This window comes from Pseudomonas sp. F220, from assembly GCF_057813935.1.
Genome location: NZ_JBVASJ010000013.1, coordinates 121121 through 139238 on the forward strand (window position 1 = coordinate 121121; position 18118 = coordinate 139238).

General features: G+C 57.9%; 14 protein-coding genes and 1 pseudogene. 8 read left to right on the plus strand and 7 right to left on the minus strand.

Features of this window, described 5'->3' with window-relative positions:
- The first annotated feature begins 46 nt into the window (after positions 1-46).
- From rdgC to sugE, 3 genes are all read left to right on the plus strand, one after another.
- Positions 47-967, plus strand: a complete 921-nt coding sequence (gene rdgC / locus ACZYSM_RS14170; protein ID WP_489072112.1) for a recombination-associated protein RdgC — start codon at positions 47-49, stop codon at positions 965-967.
- A gap of 177 nt (positions 968-1144) precedes the next feature.
- Entirely contained in the window at positions 1145-2110 is a 966-nt protein-coding gene (locus ACZYSM_RS14175) for a bile acid:sodium symporter family protein (RefSeq protein ID WP_489072113.1), read from the plus strand.
- 120 nt (positions 2111-2230) lie between these two features.
- On the plus strand, positions 2231-2545 hold the full coding sequence (sugE, locus tag ACZYSM_RS14180; RefSeq protein WP_489072115.1) for a quaternary ammonium compound efflux SMR transporter SugE: 315 nt from the start codon (positions 2231-2233) through the stop codon (positions 2543-2545).
- 125 nt (positions 2546-2670) lie between these two features.
- On the opposite strand, the gene ACZYSM_RS14185 is transcribed toward sugE, so the two are convergent.
- From ACZYSM_RS14185 to ACZYSM_RS14200, 4 genes are all read right to left on the minus strand, one after another.
- On the minus strand, positions 2671-4545 hold the full coding sequence (locus ACZYSM_RS14185) for an MFS transporter (RefSeq protein WP_489072116.1): 1875 nt from the start codon (positions 4543-4545) through the stop codon (positions 2671-2673).
- An 84-nt stretch (positions 4546-4629) separates the two neighbouring features.
- A complete protein-coding gene (locus tag ACZYSM_RS14190; protein ID WP_489072117.1) occupies positions 4630-5781 on the minus strand; it encodes a TDT family transporter in 1152 nt (383 codons plus the stop codon).
- Between the two features lie 104 nt (positions 5782-5885).
- The gene (locus ACZYSM_RS14195) at positions 5886-6197 is read right to left on the minus strand and encodes a cupin domain-containing protein (protein ID WP_489072118.1); all 312 of its coding nucleotides are present in this window, start codon (positions 6195-6197) and stop codon (positions 5886-5888) included.
- A gap of 51 nt (positions 6198-6248) precedes the next feature.
- A complete protein-coding gene (locus ACZYSM_RS14200) occupies positions 6249-7463 on the minus strand; it encodes an MFS transporter (protein WP_489072119.1) in 1215 nt (404 codons plus the stop codon).
- Positions 7464-7554: 91 nt separating this feature from the next.
- Here ACZYSM_RS14200 and ACZYSM_RS14205 point away from each other — a divergent pair, with 91 nt between their 5' ends.
- Together ACZYSM_RS14205 and ACZYSM_RS14210 are read left to right on the plus strand one after the other, a co-directional pair.
- Positions 7555-8100 carry a TetR/AcrR family transcriptional regulator gene (locus ACZYSM_RS14205; RefSeq protein WP_489072120.1) on the plus strand — a complete coding sequence of 182 codons (546 nt, stop codon included), beginning with the start codon at positions 7555-7557 and terminating at the stop codon, positions 8098-8100.
- A gap of 219 nt (positions 8101-8319) precedes the next feature.
- Positions 8320-11790, plus strand: a complete 3471-nt coding sequence (locus tag ACZYSM_RS14210; protein WP_489072121.1) for a hybrid sensor histidine kinase/response regulator — start codon at positions 8320-8322, stop codon at positions 11788-11790.
- 112 nt (positions 11791-11902) lie between these two features.
- Here the strand turns inward: ACZYSM_RS14210 and ACZYSM_RS14215 are convergent, their stop codons facing one another.
- Both ACZYSM_RS14215 and ACZYSM_RS14220 read right to left on the minus strand, forming a co-directional pair.
- Complete coding sequence (locus ACZYSM_RS14215) at positions 11903-13267, minus strand: DNA recombination protein RmuC (protein ID WP_489072130.1); 1365 nt, start codon at positions 13265-13267, stop codon at positions 11903-11905.
- A gap of 175 nt (positions 13268-13442) precedes the next feature.
- Positions 13443-13766, minus strand: a complete 324-nt coding sequence (locus ACZYSM_RS14220; protein WP_489072122.1) for a sel1 repeat family protein — start codon at positions 13764-13766, stop codon at positions 13443-13445.
- Between the two features lie 1017 nt (positions 13767-14783).
- On the opposite strand from ACZYSM_RS14220, the gene ACZYSM_RS14225 reads away from it, so the two are divergent.
- The 3 genes from ACZYSM_RS14225 to ACZYSM_RS14235 all read left to right on the plus strand — a co-directional run bounded on the left by ACZYSM_RS14225 (position 14784) and on the right by ACZYSM_RS14235 (position 17182).
- Positions 14784-15008, plus strand: coding sequence for a hypothetical protein (locus tag ACZYSM_RS14225; RefSeq protein ID WP_007898912.1), 225 nt, complete (start codon positions 14784-14786; stop codon positions 15006-15008).
- Between the two features lie 271 nt (positions 15009-15279).
- Positions 15280-15762 carry a hypothetical protein gene (locus ACZYSM_RS14230; protein WP_489072123.1) on the plus strand — a complete coding sequence of 161 codons (483 nt, stop codon included), beginning with the start codon at positions 15280-15282 and terminating at the stop codon, positions 15760-15762.
- A gap of 145 nt (positions 15763-15907) precedes the next feature.
- A complete protein-coding gene (locus ACZYSM_RS14235) occupies positions 15908-17182 on the plus strand; it encodes an OmpP1/FadL family transporter (protein WP_489072124.1) in 1275 nt (424 codons plus the stop codon).
- Positions 17183-17531: 349 nt separating this feature from the next.
- On the opposite strand, the pseudogene ACZYSM_RS14240 reads toward ACZYSM_RS14235, so the two are convergent.
- A pseudogene (locus ACZYSM_RS14240) lies at positions 17532-17993 on the minus strand (MFS transporter); the annotation flags it as partial.
- Positions 17994-18118: the final 125 nt, after the last annotated feature.

An 18118-nucleotide genomic window follows, 5' to 3' on the forward strand; every position in this document is an offset into this window, starting at 1 on the left:
TCGAAGAGAATAATGCCCTCCTTTGTATAAAGGAGAGATTCACCCCATGTGGTTCAAAAACCTGCTTATCTATCGCCTGACCCAAGATCTGCCTTTTGATGCTGAGGCGCTGGAAACCGCACTGGCCACCAAACTGGCGCGTCCATGTGCAAGCCAGGAGTTGACCACCTACGGTTTCGTCGCGCCGTTCGGCAAAGGTGAAGATGCACCTCTGGTGCACGTCAGCCAGGACTTCCTGCTGATCGCCGCGCGCAAGGAAGAACGTATTCTGCCGGGCAGCGTCGTACGTGATGCCCTGAAGGAAAAGGTCGAAGAGATCGAAGCCGAGCAAATGCGCAAGGTCTACAAGAAGGAGCGCGATCAACTCAAGGATGAAATCATCCAGGCCTTCCTGCCCCGTGCCTTTATCCGTCGTTCGGCGACTTTCGCCGCCATCGCGCCGAAACAGGGTCTGATCCTGGTCAACTCGGCTAGCCCAAAACGTGCCGAAGACCTGCTGTCGACGCTGCGTGAAGTGATCGGCTCGTTGCCGGTTCGCCCACTGACGGTGAAAATCGCCCCAAGCGCGACCATGACCGATTGGGTCAAAACCCAGAAGGCTGCGGACGGCTTCTTCGTCCTCGACGAATGCGAGCTGCGCGACACCCACGAAGACGGCGGCATCGTGCGTTGCAAACGTCAGGACCTGACCAGCGACGAAATCCAGCTGCACCTGAGCACTGGCAAAGTGGTGACTCAGCTGTCTCTGGCCTGGCAGGACAAGCTGTCGTTCGTCCTCGACGACAAGATGGTGGTCAAACGCCTGAAGTTCGAAGATCTGCTGCAGGATCAGGCGGAACAGGACGGCGGCGACGATGCCCTCGGCCAACAGGACGCCAGCTTCACGTTGATGATGCTGACCTTCGGCGAGTTCCTTCCGATGCTGGTCGAAGCCTTGGGTGGCGAAGAGACTCCGCAGGGCATCTAAAGGCTGCGGCACGATAGACCGAACACCGCAGCCCCCCTGTAGGAGCGAGCTTGCTCGCGATGAACTGAGGAACGCTGCGGTGTTTCAGGTAGTGCGCGTTATCGTTGACGCCCATCGCGAGCAAGCTCGCTCCTACAGTGTTTTTGAATACGTTATTCACATAACAAGGAACAGGCCATGCGTGCACTGGCTGCATTGAGTCGTTTTGTCGGGAACACCTTCGCTTATTGGGTGCTGATTTTCGCCGTGCTGGCCTTCTGGCAACCGAGTTGGTTTATCGGTTTAAAGGGCGCCATCGTGCCGTTGCTGGGGCTGGTGATGTTCGGCATGGGCCTGACCTTGAAGCTGGAAGACTTCGCTGAGGTCGCCCGTCATCCATGGCGCGTCGCTCTGGGCGTGGTCGCCCACTTCGTGATCATGCCGGGCGTGGCCTGGTTGCTCTGCCAGGCATTCCACCTGCCGCCGGAAATCGCTGTTGGAGTGATTCTGGTAGGTTGTTGCCCAAGCGGCACTTCATCGAACGTGATGACCTGGCTGGCCCGCGGTGATCTGGCATTGTCGGTAGCCATTGCCGCCGTCACCACCTTGCTCGCGCCGTTGCTGACCCCTGCGTTGATCTGGCTACTGGCTTCTGCCTGGTTACCGGTATCGTTCATGGAGTTGTTCTGGTCGATCCTGCAAGTGGTGCTGCTGCCAATCGTGCTCGGGGTTATCGCCCAGCGCGTGCTCGGGGCACGGGTTCGCCACGCGGTTGAGGTCTTGCCGCTGGTCTCGGTGGTGAGCATCGTGATCATCGTTACTGCAGTGGTTGCCGCCAGTCAGGCGAAGATTGCCGAGTCTGGCCTGCTGATCATGGCAGTGGTGATGCTGCATAACAGCTTTGGCTATCTGCTGGGTTACTTCACCGGCCGCCTGTTCAAGCTGCCACTAGCTCAGCGTAAATCTCTGGCACTGGAAGTCGGGATGCAGAACTCAGGCTTGGGCGCAGCTCTGGCCAGCGCGCATTTTTCGCCATTGGCGGCGGTGCCGAGCGCACTGTTCAGCGTCTGGCACAATATTTCCGGGGCATTGCTCTCGACGTATTTCCGCCGGATGAGCGAAAAGCAAGACCGCGAACTGGCCGCTCAGCAGGCAGCAGACTGATCAGGAAAACTTGATCCTCAGGTTAATAATGGGCACCATACTGCGCATTGTGAGGACGACCTCGCGGCTCAACCGAGTCATTAATCTGGGGACGACCCCGTCATTCGATGGAGGTCTTTGATGTCCTGGATCATTCTGTTTTTTGCCGGTCTATTCGAAGTTGGCTGGGCCGTCGGCCTGAAATACACCGACGGCTTCAGCCGCCCTCTTCCTACCGCTCTGACCATTGCAGCCATGGCCGTCAGCCTTGGTTTGCTTGGCTTGGCCATGAAAGAGCTGCCGCTGGGTACCGCTTACGCGATCTGGACGGGTGTCGGCGCGGTCGGCACGGTGATCGCCGGGATCATCCTGTTTGGTGAGTCCATGGCGCTGTTCCGGTTAGCCAGTGTGGCGTTGATCATTGCCGGGTTGGTTGGACTCAAGGTCAGCGCTTAGGCCACTACCGCCATCGCGAGCAGGCTCGCTCCCACACTGAATCGTAGTCGTACACAAAATAAGTGTTCGCTGAAGATCTAATGTGGGAGCGAGCCTGCTCGCGATGAGGCCGGCATAAACACTGCCTATCTAACTGCCCCGCGCAACTCCCCTACCAACGCTTGCAAGTGCGCCGGCTCCGCGACCTCTACTGCTACCGCAGCCCCCGCCACCACAGTCACCCGAGACCACAGTCGACGGAACAGCCCCTTGCCCGGATCGCGACTGAAGAAGCTCCCCCACAAGCCCTGCAAGGCCAACGGAATCACCGGCACTGGCGTCTCTTCCAGTATGCGAGTCAGCCCGCCCTTGAACTCATTGATCTCGCCATCGGCGGTCAACTTGCCTTCCGGAAAAATGCACACCAGTTCGCCGTCTTTCAGGTACTGAGCGATTTTCTTGAAGGCGCTTTCGTAGATTTGAATATCTTCCTGGCGCCCGGCAATCGGAATGGTCCCGGCAGTACGGAAGATGAAGTTCAACACCGGCAGATTGTAGATTTTGTAATACATCACAAAGCAAATCGGCCGACGCACCGCACCACCAATCAGCAACGCGTCGACAAACGACACATGGTTGCAGACCAGCAGTGCCGCGCCGTCATAGGGGATCAGGTCGAGGTTGCGATGTTCGACGCGGTACATGGAATGGCTGAGCAGCCAGATCATGAAGCGCATGCTGAACTCGGGAACGATCTTGAAGATGTAGGTGTTCACCGCGATGTTCATCAGCGACACCACCAGGAACAGTTGCGGGATCGACAGCTTGACCAGACTCAATAAAGCGATCGAGACAATCGCCGAGACCACCATGAACAACGCATTGAGGATGTTGTTGGCTGCGATCACCCGCGCCCGCTCGTTCTCGGCGGTGCGCGACTGGATCAGCGCGTACAACGGCACGATATAGAAACCGCCAAAGATGCCCAGGCCAAGAATATCGATCAACACCCACCAGGCCGGACCGTAGCTGAGCACCGCGATCCAGTCGTTAGCCTGAACGTTTTGCGGGAAGCTGCCGGAGTGCCACCACAGCAGCAGGCCAAACACCGTCAGGCCAAACGAGCCAAACGGCACCAGACCAATCTCCACTTTGCGCCCGGAGAGCTTTTCGCAGAGCATCGAGCCCGTTGCGATACCCACCGAAAACACCGTAAGAATCAGCGTTACCACGGTTTCGTCGCCGTATAGCCAATCTTTGGCGTAGGCCGGAATTTGCGTCAGATAAATCGCCCCGACGAACCAGAACCACGAGTTGCCGACAATCGAGCGGGACACCGCCGGCGTTTGCCCCAGCCCCAGACGCAAGGTGGCCCAGGACTGACTGAAAATGTTCCAGTTCAGACGCAATTGCGGAGTGGCCGCTGCGGCCCGTGGAATGCTGCGACTGGCCAGATAACCCAACACCGCAACGCCAACGATCGCCGTGGACACAATCGGTGCGTAATGACTGGAAGACATCATGATCCCGGCGCCAATGGTCCCGGCCAGAATTGCCAGAAAGGTGCCCATTTCCACCAGACCGTTACCGCCTACCAGTTCCTCTTCGTGCAACGCCTGGGGCAGGATCGAATACTTCACCGGACCGAACAGCGCCGAGTGAGTGCCCATGGCAAATAGCGCCACCAGCATCAGCGACAGGTGATTGAACATAAAACCGGTCGCGCCAACCGCCATGATGGCGATTTCGCCGAGTTTGATCAGACGGATCAACGCGTCCTTGGTGAACTTTTCGCCAAATTGCCCGGCCAGCGCTGAAAACAGAAAGAACGGCAGGATGAACAGCAGCGCGCAAAGGTTGACCCAGATCGAGCGGTCTCCCTCGATGGTCAGCTTGTACAGAATGGCGAGGATCAGCGACTGTTTGAAGATGTTGTCGTTGAACGCCCCAAGGGACTGAGTAACAAAAAACGGCAGGAAACGCCGTTTACGAAGCAAGGTGAACTGCGAGGGGTGACTCATCTTCCATGTCCCTGAGTGGCTTGGATGCTGTTATTGGAATGTCGAACTTCGATCCAGGCCACAACCTTACCTAATCTTTGCCGGTTATTTCTCTAATCCTGCAATGCACGGAGAAACAAACAACTCACCTCTATAGGCGCCTTGTACGGTTCGTTTCGACACGATCAGCCACATGATTGCCAATGCGACCACCAAGACACTGCCAAACACACTGAAGAACGTCAGGCTCAAGGTACTCGCCAGCTTGAGAGTGGCCAGAGAATAGACACCCAGCGGGAAGGTAAAACCCCACCAACCAAGGTTGAACGGGATCCCGGCGCGCATATAACGAAGGGTGATCAGCATCGCAATCAGCATCCACCACAGTCCAAAACCCCACAGTGTGATCCCCGCCACCAGCCCCAACCCAGCGGCGATTTCGCCGATGCCCGGCAACCCGTTGGCAGCAAATATCGCCGGCGCATCGGCGCCCAACAGCAGCATGCCCAACGCCCCGGTACCAATCGGTCCAAGAGCCAGCCAGCTGGAGGCGGCCATGTTTTCGTGGGGCAGTTTATGCAGCGCCATGCGCAGCAACAGGATGGTCAGGATGCTGAACGCCACCGGCAGCGAAAATGCCCACAACACATAACTGGTGACCAACACCACAAGCTGCGAATGGGCATCGAGCAGATGCGGGGCCAGCAAACCGCCGCTGGCCGCTGCGACTTCTGCGGCAACCACCGGCAGCAGCCAGACCGCAGTCATCTGGTCGATACTGTGTTCCTGGCGAGTGAACATCATGTACGGGATCAGCACGCCGCAGGCCAGTGACATAGCCACATCCAGCCACCAGAGTACTTCGGCCAGTTGCACCGCACCCGCGCCCCAGCGTGGCACGCCGAACAGCAGAAAGCCGTTGATGATGGTCGCGAGCCCCATGGGAATGGTGCCAAAAAACATCGACACCGTAGAGTGTCCGAAAATCCGTCGCGCCTCATCGAAGAACAGTGCCCAACGCGCCGCGTAGACGCCACTGAACACAACAAACAGCAAGATATTGAACAGCCACAATCCCTCGGCAAATGCATGCAGGCCGGGGATTTGAACCGGCAATTGAGCCAAGGCCAATGCCAACACACCGGTGCCCATGGTCGCGGCGAACCAATTGGGGGTGAACTGGCGAATGGCTTCGCGTGGATGCTTCAAATGGCTCAGTGGCCGCAAACCTGTGTTAACGCTATTGGGGCATGTCATGGTGAACTCCTGTCCTCTGGTGAGGTGGAACTCATGGTAGAACTGATTGGAATATCTATATAACGGGTAATATCTCTAACTGTTATCTATTTAGCTGATAAGCACTAAACACTGCCTTCGGTTTCGACCACCAGCACCCTCGCCGCGCCCACGGGATGGGCGACATGTTCGGTGCCAATATCAGCATAGAAGATGTCCCCCACCTCCAGCAGCGCAGACTGTTCGACCCCGTCCTCGCGATAGCGCATCTGGACTTGCCCATCGAGCACCACAAAGACTTCCTGGCCATCGTTGACGTGCCATTTGTAGGGCTGATCTGTCCAGTGCAGTCGGGTGCTGATGCCGTTCATGCTGGCAATATCCAGCGCCGCCCAGGCGCGGTGGCCGGTGAAGGTTTTGCTGCGAATGATCTTCATGAGGAGTCCTGTCCTTGTGTTGGAGTCTGGGTCGTCGCGCGCCCCGTTTTACTATGGATTACCCGCAGCCGCACAAACCTTAACCGGTCGCTGCAACATCAAGCCCAGCAGCGCGCCGAGGGACAGCACAATCAACATTGCACCGTATCCGTCGGTGGTCGCGATCAAGCCAAAGCTCCGCGTCAGACTCCCCGCGAGCAGCGACGGCAGGCAGAAGGCCAGATAACTCAACACATAAAACGCCGACATCAACCCGGCGCGCTCATGGGGCAAAGCCAACGGTACGACGCTGCGCAAGGCGCCAAGGAAACCCGCACCAAAACCACTACCGGCCACCAGCGTGCCAAAGAAAAACAACGGCAGACTGGCGCTGTGTACGGCGCTCAGGATCAGAATGACGCCGACTGCCAACAGGCTCGCTCCCAGGCGCAGCACTTTGTCGGCAGGCTTATTACGCAAAGAGAAAATCGCCACTGCCCCGCTCAAGGTCAACACCGCCACCAGACTGCCACCGATCAGGTTCGAGGTCGAGCCGGTCGCCGCGCGGACCAGCGAAGGCGCCAGCGACAGGTAGAAACCGCCCGTGGCCCAGACCGCGACGTCCACCGGCAGCGCCAGCCACAAGGCCTGCCTCGCCTGGGTCGGCACATGCAAGGTCGGACGCAATGAAGCCCAGGCACCCGATTGCGGGCTGACGCTTTCCGGCAAACGCCAGACATACAGCGCCTGCAACACAAACAAGCCGAACAGAACCCAGTACGCCAACTGCAAAGGTTGCGGCGCGAACTCCACCAGCAGACTAGTGCCCATCGCTCCGCACGCCATGCCCAACAATGGCGCCACGCTATTAATCAGCGGCCCCTGCCGGCGATCAGTGTCGAGCAGCGCCGCACCCAGCACGCTGGTCGCCATGCCCGTTGCAAAGCCTTGCATCACCCGCGCAGCAATCAGCCAGACCACACTCTCAGCGTTGATAAACAGCAGCATCGCCAGCATATCCAGTAGCAACGCGGCGAAAATCACCGGTTTGCGTCCCAGGTAATCCGACAACGAACCGACCGTCAGCAACGCCGCCAGCAGGCTCAAGGCGTAGACGCCGAAGATCAGGGTCAGGGTCAGGGTCGCCGAAGAAAACTGCAGCGCTTCCTGATAGAGGTGATACAACGGCGTCGGCGCGCTGGAAGCGGCCAGAAAACTGAGCAATGTGACTGCCAGGAACAGCAGGCTGGAACGATTGGATACCGGGGTATCGATGGAACTGGACATGGGCACGCTCCATTAAAGCTAATTATTCGCTTTTGCGGAGTGTGCTACTGACGTGGGCTTAAAGCAAATTCTTTGTGTTAAGGTTCGACGCATGGCGATTAAAGAAGGTTTACGCCCAGGCGGCCGTAGTGCCCGGGTGCAGGAATCGATTCATTCGGCGGTCCGCGAACTCCTTGAACAACAGGAGCGTTCAACCGTGACCGTGCCACAAATAGCCGCCCGCGCGGGCGTCACTCCCTCGACCATCTACCGGCGCTGGGGCGATCTCTCCGCCCTGCTCGCCGACGTCGCGCTGGCCCACATGCGCCCCGACAGCGAACCGGCCAACACTGGCAGCCTGTGCGGTGACATCCGGGCCTGGGCGGAGCAGTATCTGGACGAGATGAGTTCCGAACCGGGCCGCAACATCTTACGCGACGTGCAATGCAGCGCCACGCCAGGTTATTGCGTGACCATCATCAGCGCCCAGTTGCAGATCATCCTTGAGCGTTACAGTGATGGCAGTGAAGCGCTGCCCAGCGTTGATCGGCTGGTGAATATGGTGGTTGCGCCAACGGTGTTTCGGATCTTGTTTTCGGCGGCGCCGCTGGCAGTGGAAGAACTTCATCAGTTGATCGAGATTGCGCTGCATCAGTAAAGCCCAATCGCGAGCAAGCTCGCTCCTACATGTATTACGCAAGAACCTGTAGGAGCGAGCTTGCTCGCGATGAAATCGGCACAGACAACAACTCAACCAAGACTCCCCCTGCGACACCAGACCGCGCTGAGACCTTGGTCGACACTGACTAACCCCAAACATCATGCGAGACTGTCTAACCGGGCTGGAGTGCCCGGGCGTCTTTTGCCTGGAGTTCCCATGTCGCTGTCCAGCGGGCTGATCGCAGCCGTTGCCCTGGCCTATATGGCCATCATGTTCGCCATCGCCTTTTACGGTGACCGTCGCAGTGCGCCGTTACCGCCGCGGGTGCGTGCCTGGGTGTACAGCCTGTCGCTGGCCGTCTATTGCACCAGCTGGACATTCTTCGGCGCGGTAGGCCAGGCCGCCGAACAACTCTGGTCATTTCTGCCGATCTATCTAGGTCCGATTCTGCTGCTGGTGCTCGCACCGTGGGTACTGCAGAAAATGGTGATGATCAGCAAGCAGGAGAACATCACCTCCATCGCCGACTTCATCGCAGCACGGTATGGAAAATCGCAGTCATTGGCGATAGTCGTGGCGCTGATCTGTCTGGTCGGCGTGCTGCCCTACATTGCCTTACAGCTTAAAGGCATCGTGCTTGGCGTGAACCTGTTGATCGGTGCCGGTGCAGACGCCATGGGCACCCGCGCCCAGGACACGGCACTGATCGTCTCGCTGGTTCTGGCGTTGTTCACCATCGTTTTCGGTACCCGCAACCTCGACGCCACGGAGCACCACCGCGGCATGGTGCTGGCGATTGCCTTCGAGTCGCTGGTCAAGTTGTTTGCCTTTCTGGCAGTCGGCGCCTTCGTCACCTATGGCTTGTACGATGGTTTCGACGACTTGTTCGATCAGGCCATGCTCGCACCGCGCCTGGAAGAGTACTGGAAGGAAACCATCAACTGGCCGTCCATGGTGGTGCAGACCGGCGTGGCGATGATGGCGATCATCTGCCTGCCGCGGCAGTTCCACGTCACCGTGGTGGAAAACATCGAGCCGCAGGACCTGCGCCTGGCCAAGTGGGTGTTTCCAGCCTATCTGGCGCTGGCCGCACTGTTTGTGGTGCCGATCGCTCTGGCCGGGCAAATGATGTTGCCCAGTTCGGTGCTGCCCGATTCTTTCGTGATCAGCCTGCCGCTGGCCCAGGCCCATCCAGCGCTGGCATTGCTGGCATTTATCGGCGGAGCGTCGGCGGCCACCGGGATGGTGATCGTCGCCAGCGTCGCACTGTCGACCATGGTCTCCAACGACATGTTGCTGCCGTGGCTGCTGCGCCGAAAAAACGCCGAGCGACCGTTCGAAGTGTTCCGCTACTGGATGCTTTCGGTGCGCCGGCTGAGCATCGTGGTGATTCTGTTACTGGCGTACGTCAGTTATCGCCTGCTCGGTTCGACGGCGAGCCTGGCAACCATCGGCCAGATCGCCTTCGCCGCCGTCACCCAACTGGCACCGGCAATGCTCGGCGCACTGTACTGGAAGCAGGCCAACCGCCGTGGCGTGTTTGCCGGTCTGGCCACCGGGACCTTTCTTTGGTTCTACACCCTGGTATTACCGATTGCGGCCAACAGTCTTGGCTGGTCGCTGAGCAGCTTCCCCGGTCTGGCATGGCTGCACGGCAACCCGCTGCACCTGCCGATCACCCCGTTGACTCAAGGCGTGGTGCTGTCGTTGGCGGGCAACTTCACGCTGTTCGCCTGGGTTTCGGTGCTGTCGCGCACCCGGGTTTCCGAGCACTGGCAGGCCGGACGCTTTATCGGCCAGGAAATTAGTGCCCGCCCTAGCGCCCGCTCGATGCTGGCGGTGCAGATCAACGATCTGCTCAGTCTTGCCGCGCGCTTTGTCGGCGAGGAACGGGCACGGCAAAGCTTTATCCGCTTCGCCTATCGCCAGGGAAAAGGCTTCAATCCGAACCAGAACGCCGACGGCGAATGGATCGCTCACACCGAGCGCTTGCTGGCGGGTGTACTCGGCGCCTCTTCGACGCGCGCCGTGGTAAAGGCCGCCATCGAAGGCCGGGAGATGCAGCTTGAGGATGTGGTACGCATCGCCGACGAAGCCTCGGAGGTGCTGCAATTCAACCGTGCTCTGCTGCAAGGCGCGATCGAGAACATCACTCAGGGCATCAGCGTGGTCGACCAGTCGCTCAAACTGATGGCCTGGAACCGACGTTATCTGGAGCTGTTCAACTACCCGGACGGGCTGATCAGCGTTGGCCGGCCAATTGCCGACATCATTCGCTACAACGCCGAGCGTGGCCTCTGCGGCCCTGGTGAAGCCGAGGTACACGTAGCCCGGCGCCTGCACTGGATGCGTCAGGGCCGGGCGCATACCTCCGAACGTCTTTTCCCTAACGGCCGGGTGATCGAGCTGATCGGCAATCCCATGCCTGGCGGCGGTTTCGTCATGAGTTTCACTGACATCACCGCGTTCCGCGAAGCCGAGCAAGCGCTGACAGAGGCCAACGAAGGCCTGGAACAGCGGGTCACCGAGCGCACCCATGAGTTGTCACAACTGAACGTCGCGCTCACCGAAGCCAAGGGCACGGCAGAGTCTGCCAACCAGTCGAAAACCCGCTTCCTCGCCGCCGTCAGTCACGACTTGATGCAACCGCTGAACGCCGCGCGGCTGTTCTCTGCCGCCCTCTCCCATCAGGACGACGACCTTTCCACGGAGGCGCAGCAGTTGGTGCATCACCTGGACAGTTCGCTGCGTTCGGCCGAAGACCTGATCAGCGATCTGCTGGACATTTCACGCTTGGAAAACGGCAAGATAAACCCGGATCGCAAGCCGTTTGTACTCAACGAGTTGTTCGATACCCTCGGCGCTGAATTCAAAGTGCTGGCACAGGAACAAGGTCTGAAGTTTCGCCTGTGTGGTAGCCGTTTGCGGGTCGACAGTGATATCAAATTGCTGCGGCGAATTTTGCAGAACTTCCTGACCAACGCCTTTCGCTACGCCAAAGGTCCGGTGTTGCTGGGCGTACGACGCAAAGGCGGGCAACTCTGCCTGGAAGTATGGGATCGCGGGCCTGGCATTCCAGAAGACAAACGTCAGGTTATCTTCGAGGAATTCAAACGCCTCGACAGCCATCAGACCCGTGCCGAGAAAGGCCTGGGCTTGGGGCTGGCCATTGCTGACGGGCTTTGCCGGGTACTCGGGCATCAGCTGCAAGTGCGCTCCTGGCCGGGCAAAGGCAGCGTGTTCAGCGTCAGCGTGCCGCTGGCTCGCGCGCAAATCAGCGTTCCGGCCAAAGTCGCCGAGCTGAACGGTCATCTGCTCAGCGGCGCGCAAGTGCTGTGCATCGACAACGAAGACAGCATCCTGATAGGTATGAACAGCCTGTTGACGCGCTGGGGCTGCCAAGTCTGGACAGCCCGCAATCGAGATGAATGCGAAGCGCTACTCAGCGAAGGCATTCGTCCGCAGTTGGCGCTGGTGGATTACCACCTGGATGACGGCGAGACAGGTACCGGTTTGATGGCCTGGCTGCGCACCCAGCTTGGCGAGCCGGTGCCCGGCGTGGTGATCAGCGCCGATGGACGGCCTGAAATGGTGGCCGAGGTGCATGCAGCAGGGTTGGATTATCTGGCAAAACCAGTGAAACCGGCGGCGCTGAGAGCCTTGTTGAGTCGGCATTTGCCTTTGTAGGAGCGAGCTTGCTCGCGATGGACTGAAGGACGACGCGTTTATCCTGCAAGCACGCGTCATCGTTAACGACCATCGCGAGCAATCGAGCGTCGACCGGCTGCTCCTACACACCCTAGTCCGGCATCTCCACCAACCCGTCCGCGTCGGTCATCGCTCGCTCCAGCAGATCTGCTGGCAAGCTCTTGCTGGCCCGAGCACCCAGCAGCTTGAGCTGCTCGCTACGGCTGACCAGATTGCCGCGGCCTTCGGTCAATTTATTGCGAGCCGCGCTGTAGGCCTTGTCCAGTTGCTGCAGGCGATTGCCGACTTCGTCCAGGTCCTGAATGAACAACACGAACTTGTCGTACAGCCAGCCAGCGCGCTCGGCGATCTCTCGAGCGTTCTGGCTCTGTCGCTCTTGCTTCCACAGGCTGTCGATCACCCGCAATGTCGCCAGCAAGGTAGTTGGGCTGACGATGACAATGTTGAGGTCAAAGGCTTCCTGAAACAGGTTCGGCTCCGCTTGCAACGCCGCGGAAAAAGCCGCTTCGATCGGCACAAAAAGCAGCACGAAATCCAGGCTATGCAAGCCTTCCAGACGTTTGTAGTCCTTACCGGCCAGGCCTTTGACATGGTTACGCAGGGACAACACATGCTGTTTGAGGGCCACTTGACCGATCACCTCGTCATCAGCAACCACGTACTGCTGATAAGCGGTGAGGCTGACCTTGGAGTCGACTACTACCTGCTTGTCACCCGGTAACATGATCAGCACGTCAGGCTGAAAGCGTTCGCCATCGGGGCCTTTGAGGCTGACTTGTGTCTGGTATTCGCGGCCCTTCTCCAGGCCTGCATGTTCAAGCACTCGCTCAAGAATCAACTCACCCCAGTTGCCTTGGGTTTTCTGGCCCTTGAGAGCGCGAGTGAGGTTGGTCGCCTCGTCGCTCAGGCGCAGGTTCAGCTGTTGCAGACGTTCGAGCTCTTTAGCCAGAGAGAAGCGCTCGCGGGCCTCGGCCTGATAACTTTCTTCAACACGCTTTTCAAACGACTGGATGCGTTCTTTCAACGGATCGAGCAACTGACCCAGACGCTGCTGACTGGTCTCGGCAAAGCGCTGCTCGCGCTCATCGAAGATCTTCCCCGCCAGTTCCGCAAACTGCGCTCGCAATTCATCCCGCGAGCCTTGCAGGTCGCTCAAGCGTTGTTGATGGCTTTCCTGTTGTTCACGCAACTCGGCGTTGAGCGACGCGGCCAGGGCATCCAGCCTGCGTAACTCGCTTTCTTTACTGGCGCGTTCGAGATTCCAGGCGTGGGCTGCATCGCGAGCGTTGTCACGCTCGATCTGTAACAGTTCGACTTCACGGCGAACGGCGGCCAACTCAGCTTGCTTGGCGGCATTGGCTTGACTCAGGTCACTGATTTCATCGCGACTGGCATCGAGCTGGGCATTCAGACCCGCTTGTGCGAGTTGTGCCGTGCTTAGACGCTCTTCAAGCAGCGACAGCTCGGATTGCCGAGCACTCAAGCGTCGCTGTAATTGCCAGGCCAACACCAATAGCGGCAACGCAGCACCCGCCAGCCCCAGTAATACACTGGTCAAGTCCATAGCCATAGCCGCTCCTGTTGATGGGATAAAGCATGAAGGTTAACCAAGGTGCCGGGGCAGCGACAGCTCAGTCTTCGATCTGACCGAGTTCGCGCAGAGCACGCCGATCGCCTGCACGGGCGGCCTGGCGCAACAGGTCATGACCGATGCGTCGATCCCGGGCATTGCCACATTCGCGGCACATCAATTGGCCCAGAAGGCTTTGTGCCGCCACTACGCCTTCACGCGCAGGCTGTTTGAGCAAACGTCCGGCGAAGTGTTTGACGTTAGGGTTGTCGCCCAGACGCCGACTGTCGAGCAGCCACATGGCAACACGTAACGACAAGCGCTTGGGTTCGGTAACACCTGGAGGTGTGGAGGTAGTAGAGGGTGATACTGAGCGAAACTTCATAAAGCACTGTGGGGCAGATCGGAAGGCGCGCCACTTTACTCCTTTTTTCGGATGGGTAAAGCCGAAAAAACCTGCACGCCCGTGCTAGAGCAAGCGCTTGGGACAATCCACAGAAGCTGTGGATAACTCAGTGGACAACCCTCTTGGAACTCGCTAAAACCCCTATGGAATGGGGCTCGCAGTCAAACTGACGATTTTTTCACCAGTAAAAAAAACCGATGTTTTTCATTGACTTAAATTTTCACTACAGGCAGCGACAGCCTGGGAGCCCAAGATGACCGTGGCGTGACACGCCGCGCAACAATTGTGCACAAGTACCCACGAAGCGGTTATATCAGTGCACTTTTTTTGGCACGGTCTGTAGGAAAAGCTCAGTGGCACGTATTCAAATGGGCATCTTCCAACCAGCGCCTGCGGCAACCACGCTGACCGGCTATCGGCCAGATTTGTGCTACCACGATGAGATAGATCCTCTTTCTCGCCCTCTCGCCCTCTCGCTGCTCGCGGTGCACCTGATTGCGTTGCGAGCTTTTGGGCTAATCACAGTTTTTTTGCTAACACACTTCCATTCTCAAATTCAATCCGTTACTATCCACAGCGTTAGTACCAAGCTGAAAGTCAATTACGGTCGAACATGTCCCCCGGTATACCTTCCCTAAAGAGAAGCTTCTACCGACAACACGGGATCGACCACCTCGATGGTTTCCAGGTAAAACTTGCGACGACACTGCCTTTGAATTGAATGCAAAGGGTGTTGCGAAGTTCACATACTCTGACCGAACCAACCTGCAGATTGATCAGGATCTTCACCCTGGGCCCAGAACCTTTGCCCTTGATGTGCTGCCTGCCCTCCTAAGTACCTACCTGCCAGCCCAAACGCGCATAAATCAAAGCGTTTCTAACTGGCAGCTTTGTTCCAGTCGGGCTCTTCGTCAGACCAATGGTGGTCGACGTTACTGGAACGTTTTAACGTTGCACGGTTCTTATCCGTGTCATTTGTAGGAACACCAAATAACCATGTCTACTCAAATCCACACTCAGGATGCCATTCGCACCCTCACTAACGCTTTTGCACCGATGAACTGCCTGATCATGGCCGCTCGCAAAGGCTGCTTCAGCTTCACTCTGGTCAACGAACACGGCATCGCTCGTCACAGCGAACGCCTGTACCCCGATCAATACTCCAGCGCCGAACCGCTGCAGGCCGTGATCGAGCGTACCCGTCAGGCATTGGTTGCCTGATACGCCAGACCGCTGAAAATCCAAAACCCTGCCTGAAAAGCAGGGTTTTTTATTGCCTGAAGTTTCTATTTCATTCGAATCGGCTTAAGTACCAACTGATATAACGGTTATAACTCGAAGCCAGAAATATTTTAAAAACAGACCTTTACAGCGCGAATATGACACTACACTTCAACTCAAGCGGCATGATCCGCTTCCGGCGAGTCTGAACCGATCCACTGCTGCCAAGCCCCTCAGACCTCGCCGCTCAATCACGCGTTTGGAGGGCTTCATGGGTATCGCCGCCAGCGAACTGTGTCGTTACGTAATCCGCCCGACGCTGATCTACCTCGGGTGCCACAGCCCGATCGCCGAATCATTGCTGCTGGGCATCGCCGCCAGCCAATCCGCACTCGGCTCCGCCCTTCACGACCGCCGTGGACATGGCCTGTACCGTATCGCCGAGCCGCGCCATCAAGCGCTCTGGGACCATTACCTGGCCCTGGATCCGGAGCGTGCCAGCCTGGTTCGCGGCTTGGCCAGTCAACACGCCTTTCTCAGCGGCCCGCACCTCGAACTGACAGTCAACCTGCGTTACGCCACCGCCATTGCCTGGCTGCTGGTAGAAGAGCAAAACACACCCTTGCCCGAAGCAGATGATCTGCTGGGAATGGCCCGGATTTGGCGCCAGACATTTCAGCCTCAAGGCCGCTTAAGGGACTTCACGTGCGCCTGGCAAACCTGTGTATCACCTCTGAATCAAATCGCCTGCTGATCGAGAAACGTACAAGATCGCGCGAAAAGCCCGAAATTCGGTCCGATTGTCCTACAAAACCCCTCTATCTCAAGCGATACAGCCTATAGCGCTCGGACGAAAATGTTGGTAATTTTCGCCTCGGTGATCACCAGGAGTTCTAATAATGAAAAAAGTAATGCTCAAAACCACGCTTAGCCTCGCCATTACACTGGCATCTACCCAGATTTTTGCGAGTGGCTTTGCCCTCAACGAGCAAAGCATCAGTGGGATGGGTACTGGTTATGCCGGGCGATCTTCCTCTGCGGATGATGCAAGCACTGTATTTGGTAACCCTGCCGGCATGTCGCGCCTCAAGCGCCAGCAAGTCACCGTCGGTGTTGCGGCAATCGACGCCAAGACTGATCTCAAACACACCAGCGGCGGCGCTCCCGGCGGCAGCAACGATGGCGACATGGTCCCATTTACTGCCGTTCCGATGGGTTACTACGTCAAGCCGATCGATGACCACTGGGCCGTCGGTGTCGGTATTTACGCGCCGTTCGGCCTGGTCACCAACTACGAAAATGGCTTTGCCGGCCGTTACTATGGTGACGAAAGCAAGGTAAAAGTTGTCACCCTGCAACCGACCGTCAGCTACGCCTTCAACGACAAGGTTTCCATTGGTTTCGGTCCAACCATCAACCGCATCGATGGCAAGCTGACCTCCGCGACGCCTTTCGCCAGGACTTTCGGTCGCAATGACGGCGAAGTCAGCATCAAGGGTGACGATACTGCCCTTGGCTTCAACGCCGGTGTTCTGGTTCAAGCCACTGACAGCACCCGCCTCGGCATGACCTACCACTCCAAGGTCAAATACAAGCTCGAAGGCCATACCGATATTTCCGGTATTGGTTTCGGCCCGGCCAACGGCGCCCGCTACGATGCCAATCTGGATATCACCACTCCGGAATCTGTAGATTTCTCGGTGACCCACGAACTGAATGATCAGTGGACCCTCTACGCGGGCAGTACCTGGACTCGCTGGAGCCGTCTGAAAGATATCACCGTCAACAACGACGGCGTTCCAGCCTTCCTCGGTGGCTCTGCAGGCCCTGTCGGCAGCATCGTTGAGCAACAGAACTGGCACGACACTTGGGCATCCGCCATCGGCGCTGCCTACAAGCTGAACAAACAGTGGACCCTGCGTACCGGCTTCTCGGTTGACCAGGCTCCAACCAACAATACTGACCGTTCGGTACGTATCCCGACAGGTGATCGTAAAGTGATCAGCATTGGTGCTGGCTACAGCCCAACCGACGACCTGACGATCGACGTGGCCTACTCCTACCTCCAGGAAGAGGATGTCAACGTCAACAGAACCGGTAAAGGCACACCCTACAACGCTACCTACCAAAACAGCGCTAACGGTTTCGGTGTCGGTGCGACCTATAAGTTCTAACTCTCAGCGAGCCTGAACAACTCGCCAGTTGAACTGAAAAAGCCCCGCTCTCTTGCACAGAGGCGGGGCTTTTTAGTGGTCGGTATCCCGTCCTGAATAAGGTTTACACCTTCTGACTTCTTTTCAGGAAGGTGTGATGGATACGGGTAGAAAACGCAGTCAGCGTGATGACACTCTGGCTTTTAAATTATCGGTCGTCAGACTGCGAAATTACTCGTCCTCAAGCGCCCCTAGCAAGCCCCCATCCCCAGTTGCATCAGAGCAAGGCCACCCTGATGCCAGCCCCACCAAGCCAAGCCCATTAGCAGCGCGCCGACACTCAAGCCAACGCACCACGGCCAGAAACTGTTCACGCAGCATTCGCCTGAGCTTGCAGGCGCGCAACTGGACGTTCGCGCACCGGCCAGTTCAACGCGGCGGCCAACAGACTCAAGAGAATCGCAACCTGCCAGATCACGTCATAGCTGCCGGTTCGATCGTAGGCCACTCCGCCCAGCCACCCCCCCAGGAATGAACCCAACTGATGGAACAGGAAAACGATACCACCGAGCATCGACAGATTTCGCACGCCAAAGAGTGTCGCCACCGTGCCATTGGTTAGCGGCACGGTCGACAACCACAAGAAGCCCATGGCCATGCCAAACAGATAGGCGCTCATCTGCGTTACCGGCGCCCACAGGAACAGACCGATCACCACTGCGCGCAACAGATACAACCCGGTCAGCAGGCGCGGCTTTGACATCCGCCCACCGAGCCAGCCAGCGGTATAAGTACCGAAGATATTGAACAACCCGATCAGCGCCAACACTGTAAGCGATCCATCACCTACACCTTCAAAGCCGCCAGTTGATCCTCAATGCTGTGCTCCCGAACTCTTTCAGGAGCCAGCACCTCATGATGCGACCCGATGCAAAAGTGGAAAAAGTCTACCTCTAC